Source organism: Sutterella sp. (assembly GCF_030539355.1).
Classification (GTDB): domain Bacteria; phylum Pseudomonadota; class Gammaproteobacteria; order Burkholderiales; family Burkholderiaceae_F; genus Sutterella.
On record NZ_JAUNSF010000078.1, the window covers coordinates 7,331 to 14,365 of the forward strand.

General features: G+C 63.9%; 5 protein-coding genes. 1 reads left to right on the plus strand and 4 read right to left on the minus strand.

Annotated elements, in window-relative coordinates:
- Positions 1-173: 173 nt before the first annotated feature.
- The 3 genes from gsiB (Q4F91_RS10010) to gsiB (Q4F91_RS10020) all read right to left on the minus strand — a co-directional run bounded on the left by gsiB (Q4F91_RS10010) (position 174) and on the right by gsiB (Q4F91_RS10020) (position 5,343).
- On the minus strand, positions 174-1,718 hold the full coding sequence (gene gsiB / locus Q4F91_RS10010; protein WP_303337294.1) for a glutathione ABC transporter substrate-binding protein GsiB: 1,545 nt from the start codon (positions 1,716-1,718) through the stop codon (positions 174-176).
- Positions 1,719-2,003: 285 nt separating this feature from the next.
- Complete coding sequence (gene gsiB / locus Q4F91_RS10015; RefSeq protein WP_303337296.1) at positions 2,004-3,539, minus strand: glutathione ABC transporter substrate-binding protein GsiB; 1,536 nt, start codon at positions 3,537-3,539, stop codon at positions 2,004-2,006.
- Positions 3,540-3,804: 265 nt separating this feature from the next.
- Entirely contained in the window at positions 3,805-5,343 is a 1,539-nt protein-coding gene (gsiB, locus tag Q4F91_RS10020) for a glutathione ABC transporter substrate-binding protein GsiB (RefSeq protein WP_303337298.1), read from the minus strand.
- A 328-nt stretch (positions 5,344-5,671) separates the two neighbouring features.
- Between gsiB (Q4F91_RS10020) and Q4F91_RS10025 the strand changes: the two genes are divergently transcribed.
- Positions 5,672-6,433, plus strand: a complete 762-nt coding sequence (locus Q4F91_RS10025; protein WP_303337300.1) for a TSUP family transporter — start codon at positions 5,672-5,674, stop codon at positions 6,431-6,433.
- 4 nt (positions 6,434-6,437) lie between these two features.
- Here the strand turns inward: Q4F91_RS10025 and Q4F91_RS10030 are convergent, their stop codons facing one another.
- A complete protein-coding gene (locus tag Q4F91_RS10030) occupies positions 6,438-6,998 on the minus strand; it encodes a TetR/AcrR family transcriptional regulator (protein WP_303337302.1) in 561 nt (186 codons plus the stop codon).
- Between the last annotated feature and the right edge of the window lie 37 nt (positions 6,999-7,035).

Consider the following 7,035-nt stretch of genomic DNA (forward strand, 5'->3'; position numbering starts at 1 on the left):
ACTGCCTCGTGATGGTCCTCGGCGGCGTCGTGATGCTCCTCCTCTGGCTCGTGGTGCTCTCCACCCGCGAAAAGTGGCTGCCGCAGGGCGACTGATTCCCTCTGACACGGACGCGAAACGGGCGCGGGGTTCGTCACCCTCGCGCCCGTTGCAGTCAGTGAGTTCCCGGCGGATTACTTCAGGTAGGCCGAGTAGAACTCGAAGCCGCCGCTCGCCTGCACGAAGAAGTTCTCGACGTTCTTCTTGCGGCCGGTGACGTTCTGCTCAACGATGAGGAAGATCCAGGGCGCCTCGTCCCAGATGATCTTCTGCGCCTCGGAATAGATCGCCTGCTTCTTCTCGCGGTCGGTGGTGGCAAGGGCCTCCTGCACGAGGTCGTCGAACTTCTTGTTGCTGAAGAAGCCGTAGTTGCCGGCGACCGGAGCCCAGGACTCGGTCGCAAGGAGCGGCCTCATCGCCCAGTCGAGCTCACCGGTGGAGGGCGACCAGCCCGTGTAGATCATCTTCACGCCGGCCTTCTCCGGGGGCACCGAGAGAAGCGCCGTTCTCTGGCCGGACTCCATCGCCATGATCGAGGCCTTGACGCCCACCTGCGCGAACTGCTGCTGCAGGAACTGGATCACCTTCTGGCCGGTCGTGTGGTTGTAGAGCGACCAGAGCGTCGTCTCAAAGCCGTTCGGGTACCCCGCCTCCTTCAGGAGCTCGCGGGCCTTCTTCGGGTCATAGGGCCAGGGACCGATGTCGATCTGGAAGTCGACGCCCGGGCCGGCGACGCCCGCGGCGGGCATCGCAAAGCCGCTGTAGGCGACCTTGGCGAGGGCCTGCTTGTTGACGGCGTAGTTGAGGGCCTTCCTCACGCGCGGATCGTCGAAGGGCTTCTTGAGCACGTTGAAGGCGACGTAGCGCTCGGAGATTGAGGGCGTGACGGTGATCGAGACCGAGTCATCGCTCTCGAGCGACTTCACCTGCTCCGGGGGCACGGGGAAGATCACCTGCGCCTCGCCGGTGCGCAGCATCGCCACGCGCGTGGAGTTCTCGGTCACCGGCTTGAAGGTGATGGCGTCAAGCTTGATCTTGTCGGCGTCGCGGTAGTTCGGGTTCTTCACCACGCGGGCGATCTCGGAGGGGTTGTACTTGTCGAGCGTGAAGGGGCCGGTGCCGCAGGGGTGGAAGCCGACCTGCTTGCCGGGGTACTTCTCGAGCGCGCTCGGGCAGATCATGCCGCCCGAGGCGTGGGCGAGCTGGTTGATGAAGGCCGAGAAGGGCTTCTTCAGCGTGAACTTCACCGTGTAGGGGTCGATCACCTCGGTCTTCGCGATGTTCGAGTAGAGCGAGTAGCGCTGCAGCGCATTGGCCTTGTTCGTGACGCGGTCGAAGTTCGCCTTCACGGCGGCGGCCTGGAACTCGGTGCCGTCGTGGAACATGACGCCCTTCTTCAGCTTCATCGTGTACTCGAGCCCGTCGGGCGACACGGTGTAGCTCTCGGCGAGGACGTTCACGAGCTTCATGTCCTTGTCGAGGCTGAAGAGGCCCTCGTAGAAGGACTTGGCGACGGACTGCGAGAGCGTGTCGTTCGCGTCATACGGATCCATCGTCGTGAAGTTCGCGGCGACGGCGACGGTGAGCTCGGCGGCGCCGGCGGCCGGGACGGAGGCCGCCAGGGCGGCGGCGGAGACGGCGGCCGAGAGCGCGAGGCCGCGCAGAGAGAATTTGGTCATGGATCTTCTCCTCTTCTGAGATTTTTTCTGTGGGTGCGCGACGCCCGCCGGGCCTTCTGGCTCTCGTTCATGCTGGGCGCTGCATCCGCCCGGGGCGTGCGTTTTCTCCGGGCGTGCGATCGTCAGAAGCACATCGCGTGCCAGAGTGGTGCACTGCAGACAAAAAGAGAGGCGAACCGGATAACCGGTCGCCTCAAGGAACACCCAAATGATGAGCCGTACGGCTCGTGCTGCGCTCGCGGCTTATTCGGCGTGCCGTTCAAGCGCAGCGCGCGCCGTTCTCTCTCACGGCTTCAGTTCGGCGTTGAGATAATCGAAGCCCGCGTCAAGCTGGACGTAGAAGCCCGTCAGGCCCTTGACCTTGGCCGAGACGTTCTTCTCGACGACGAGCGGGATCCAGGGCGACTCGTCCCAGGCGGCCTTCTGCGCGGCCGTGTAGAGCGCCTGCTTCTTCGCGCGGTCGGTCGTGAGGAGCGCCTCGGAGAAGTTCTTGTCGAGCGTCTCGTTGCTGTAGAAGCCGTAGTTGCCGGCAACCGGCGCCCAGGACTCGGTGGCGAGGAGCGGGCGGACGGCCCAGTCAAGCTCGCCCGTCGAGGAGGACCAGCCCGCGTAGAGCATGTTGAGCTTGGCTTCCTCGGGCTTCTTCAAGAGATAGGTCGTCCTCTGGCCGGATTCCATCGCCATGATGGAGACCTTGACGCCCACCGCGGCGAACTGCTGCTGCAGGAACTGGATGACCTTCTGCGCGGTCGTGTGGTTGTAGAGCGACCAGAGAGTGGCCTCGAACCCGTTCGGGTAGCCCGCTTCCTTGAGAAGCTCGCGGGCCTTCTTCGGGTCGTAGGGACGGGCCTCGAACTGCGTCGAGTAATCGACGCCCGCCGGCGCGATACCCGCGGCCGGCTCGGCGAGACCGTTGAAGGCGACCTTGCAGAGGGCGGCCTTGTTGACGGCGTAGTCAAGCGCGAGACGGACCTTCGGGTTGTCGAAGGGCTTCATCTTCGTGTTGAACGCGACGTAGCGCTCGATGATCGAGTCGGAGATCGTGACGTCAATGTTCTTCTCGCCCTCGAGCGTCTTCACCTGCTCGGGAGGAACGGGGAAGATGAACTGAGCCTCGCCCGTGCGCAGCATCGCCACGCGCGTGGAGTTCTCCGGAACCGGCTTGAAGGTGATGCCGTCGAGCTTCGGCAGTCCCTTCTGCCAGTAGTTCGGGTTCTTCACGACATGCAGGATCTCGGACGGGTTGTACTCGGCGACCGTGTAGGGGCCCGTGCCGCAGGGATGGAAGGCGATCTGCTTGCCCGGGTACTTCTCGAGCGCCTTCGGGCAGATCATCACGCCCGCGGGGTGCGCAAGCTGGTTGATGAAGGCCGAGAAGGGCTTGTGGAGAGTGATCTTCGCCGTGTAGGGGTCGATGATCTCGGTCTTGGCGATGTTGTTGTAGAGGGAGTAGCGGCGCAGGGCATTCTCTTTGTTCGTCACGCGGTCGAGGTTCGCCTTCACGGCGTCGGCCTGGAACTCCGTGCCGTCGTGGAACATGACGCCCTTCCTCAGGTGCAGCGTGTAGACGAGGCCGTCCTCGCTCACCTCATAGCTCTCGGCGAGCACGTTGCGGATCTTCATGTCCTTGTCGAGGCCGAAGAGGCCCTCGTACATCGACTTGGCGGCCGTCTGCGAGAGCGTGTCGCCCGCGTCATACGGATCCATCGTGGTGAAGGTCGAGGCGATGCCGACGGTGATCTCGGCGGCGGAGACGGAGCCCGCGGCGAGCGCCGCGCCCATGGCGCAGGAGATCGCGAGAAGCCTGAAGGGTTTGCGCATTTTTTTCGTGCCTTGTCTAGTTCCGCCCCGGACTTTCATTCGAGTCTCTGTCGGACGGGAAAATTGTTTTTGATCGCGCGATTTCCTTTCCGAGGGGATTGCCGCGTGTCTGGTTTCCATTCAAGCAATCCGGGTGCCAATGCCGCCGGGAATACCTCCGGCGGGTAAGAAAAAAAGCGAAAAAACGGCGCTCCGTTTCCGAAGCGCCGCCTGTTTCCGATCCTGGGCCGGGAATTCACCGGTGAATTCCCGGTATGTCAGCGGATCACTGGATGTCGATCTGCGAGTACTCGAAGCCCGCGTCAGGCTGGATGTGGAAGCCGGTGAGGCCCTTCACGGAGCCCGAGACGTTCTGCTCGGTGACGAGGTAGATCCACGGGCAGTCATCCCAGGTCGCCTTCTGGGCGGTGGAATAGAAGGCCTGCTTCTTCGCCTTGTCGGTCGTCAGAAGCGCGTTCGTGAAGTTCTCGTCGAGCGTCGGGTTGGAGTAGTAGCCGTAGTTGCTCGCCACCGGCGACCAGGAGTCGGTCGCAAGGAGCGGGCGGACGGCCCAGTCGAGCTCGCCCGTCGAGGAGGACCAGCCCGCGTAGATCATCTGGAGCTTGGAGTTCTCGGGCTTCTGGTCGATGTAGGCCGAGCGCTGGCCCGCCTCCATCGCCATCACGGAGACCTTGACGCCCACCTGGGCGAACTGCTGCTGCAGGAACTGGATGACCTTCTGGGCGGTCGTGTGGTTGTAGAGCGACCAGAGGGTGGCGGTGAAGCCGTTCGGATAGCCCGCTTCCTTGAGGAGCTCGCGGGCCTTCTTCGGGTCATAGGGCCAGGCGCCGAACTCATCGGCGAACTCGACGCCCTTCGGGGCGATGCCCTTCGCAGGGACGGCGAGGCCGGAGAAGGCGACCTTGCAGAGTGCCTCCTTGTTGACGGCGTAGTTGAGGGCCTGGCGGACCTTGACGTTGTTGAAGGGCTTGACCTGGTGATTGAAGGCGACGTAGCGCTCGATGATCGAGTCGGTCTTCGTGACGACGAGGTTCGACTGCTCCTCGACGGACTTCACCTGCTCCGGGGGAACCGGGAAGATGAACTGCGCCTCGCCCGTGCGCAGCATCGCGACGCGCGAGCTGTTCTCAGGCACCGGCAGGAACGTGAGCTCGTCGATCTTCGGGAGCCCCGCGATGCGGTAGTCGGGGTTCTTCACGACGCGCAGCTTCTCGCTCGGGTTGTACTCGGCGAGCTTGAAGGGGCCCGTGCCGCACGGATGGAAGGCGAGCTGCTTGCCGGGGTACTTCGCGATGGCGCTCGGGCAGATCATGCCGCCCGAGGCGTGGCCGAGCTGGTTGATGAAGGCCGAGAAGGGCTTGTGGAGCGTGAACTTCACCGTGTACGGATCGATCACCTCGGTCTTGGCGATGTTGTAGTAGAGCGTGTAGCGGCGCAGGCCGTTGGCCTTGTTCGTCACGCGGTCGAAGTTCACCTTGACGGCGTCGGCCTGGAACTCCGTGCCGTCGTGGAACTTGACGCCCTTCTTGAGCTTGATCGTGTACTCGAGGCCGTCGTCGGAGACCGTGTAGCTCTCGGCGAGCACGTTCTGGAGCTTCATGTCCTTGTCAAAGCCGAAGAGTCCCTCGTACATCGACTTGGCGGCGCTGTAGGAGAGCGTGTCGCTCGCGTCGAAGGGATCCATCGTGGTGAAGGTCGAGGCGACGGCGACGGTGACGCTCTTCGCGGCGAAGGCGGGGGAGGCCGAGAGACCGAGGATGGCGCCCGAGAGAACGAGCGCGGCGGTGGCTTTTGTGATTTTCATGGAAAGACTCCGGGAAAACGGACAGGTCTGTGGTTGTTATGTTCCTGCCGCCGCCGATCCCCTGGGGAAGAGCGGCGGACTGTGCAACCTGCCTTAGGGAGCAAAAGCCGCGCCACAACCGGAAAAAAGCATTTTTCGAGTGAAATGCGCGACGATGATGCGTGATGCACCACTTTTGATTCTATCGTCCGGTTTATGTGCATGCACCTGAATGGATCTGAAGCGCACCGAATAGGTGCTTCAATATGCACGATTACAGCCCTGGAAACTGACCTTAGAATTTCCCGGGTCGGCGTCAGATTGAGGACGCCTTTTTTCTCCCTGAATCATGGAATTCGATCTCACCGCGCTCCTCATCATCTGCCCGCTCATCTTCGTGGGCGGCCTCGTCGACGCCATCGGCGGCGGAGGCGGTCTGATCACGCTGCCCGCGTACCTGATCGCCGGGGTGCCGCCTCACGCGGCGCTCGCCACGAACAAGCTCTCCGGGACGATCGGCACGACCGTCTCCGCGTTCCGCCTCTGGAAGGCCGGGTTTCTGAAGATCGGCACGGCGATCCCCTCGGTCATCTGCGCGCTGATCGGCAGCGCCGCGGGGGCGCGCCTCGCGCTCCTCGTTCCCGAGGACGCGTTCCGGCTGCTCCTCGTCTTCGCGCTTCCCGTGGCGGCCTTCTTCATCTTCCGCAAGTCCTCGATTCCGGCCGAGGGGGAGCCGATGGACGAGCGCGCCCGCACGGTGAAGCTCTGCATCGCCTCGGCGATCTGCGGCGCCTACGACGGGTTCTACGGGCCCGGGACGGGCACCTTCCTGCTCCTTGCCTTCACGCTCTGGGCGAGGCTCGGCGTCCGCGACGCCTCCGGGCAGATGAAGGCCGTCAATCTCGCGAGCAATGCGGCGGCGTTCGCCACCTTCGCGCTCTCGGGCGAGATGCTCTGGGTGACGGGCCTGATCGCCTCGGTCTTCGGCATCGCCGGCAACTACATCGGCGCGGGCCTGGTGCTGAAGAACGGCACGAAGATCGTCCGTCCGATCATCATCCTCGTGCTCGCGATTCTCTTCGTGAAGACCGCCTGGGAATTCCTCGCCTGATTCTTCAGAGGCCGGCGATGCGGCCGAGCATGGCGCGGAAGTCCTTGCGCGGGCTGAGGCTCTCCTCATAGGCGCGGTGGATGTAGGCGCCGTCAAGGAGCGCGTTGATCGCGTCCGCCACGGGCTTCTCGAAGAACCTGAGGAGCCCCCTGCGGACGATCTGGATTCCCCGCGCAGCGAGGGGCTTCATCTCGGGACGGCGGCTCGCATAGGCCCAGAGTTCGTAGGAGAGGAGCCGGTAGTGACGGTCGTCCGGGTCGAAGATGAGGTCGGCGACGAGGTCGAGCATCTTCGCGGGCGTCTTCACGGCGTCGATGCGCGCGGTCGTGAGCCGGTCAAGCTCGTCGATGAAGCGGCCGAACGCCTCGGCGAGCAGATCCTCCCGGTCCCTGAAGTGGTACGTCATGGAGCCGAGCGGCACGTCCGCCTGATCGGCGATCCGGCGCATGGAGGCGCCGGCCACCCCGTCCCGGGCGATCACGAGGAGCGCCGCGTCAATGATGCGGCTGCGGCGCTCGGGATCGCGGCGGCGGGTTGCGGGGGCGGACGGTTCTTCGGTGCTCATGGGACTCGGATCCGGCGTTCAGAAAAAGGGACTCGAA

What these genes read in the sequence shown, in the direction of transcription:
- gsiB (WP_303337294.1), bottom strand. Translation starts at nt 1,718, where the DNA reads ATGACCAAATTCTCTCTGCGCGGCCTCGCGCTCTCGGCCGCCGTCTCC.
- gsiB (WP_303337296.1), bottom strand. Translation starts at nt 3,539, where the DNA reads ATGCGCAAACCCTTCAGGCTTCTCGCGATCTCCTGCGCCATGGGCGCG.
- gsiB (WP_303337298.1), bottom strand. Translation starts at nt 5,343, where the DNA reads ATGAAAATCACAAAAGCCACCGCCGCGCTCGTTCTCTCGGGCGCCATC.
- Q4F91_RS10025 (WP_303337300.1), top strand. Translation starts at nt 5,672, where the DNA reads ATGGAATTCGATCTCACCGCGCTCCTCATCATCTGCCCGCTCATCTTC.
- Q4F91_RS10030 (WP_303337302.1), bottom strand. Translation starts at nt 6,998, where the DNA reads ATGAGCACCGAAGAACCGTCCGCCCCCGCAACCCGCCGCCGCGATCCC.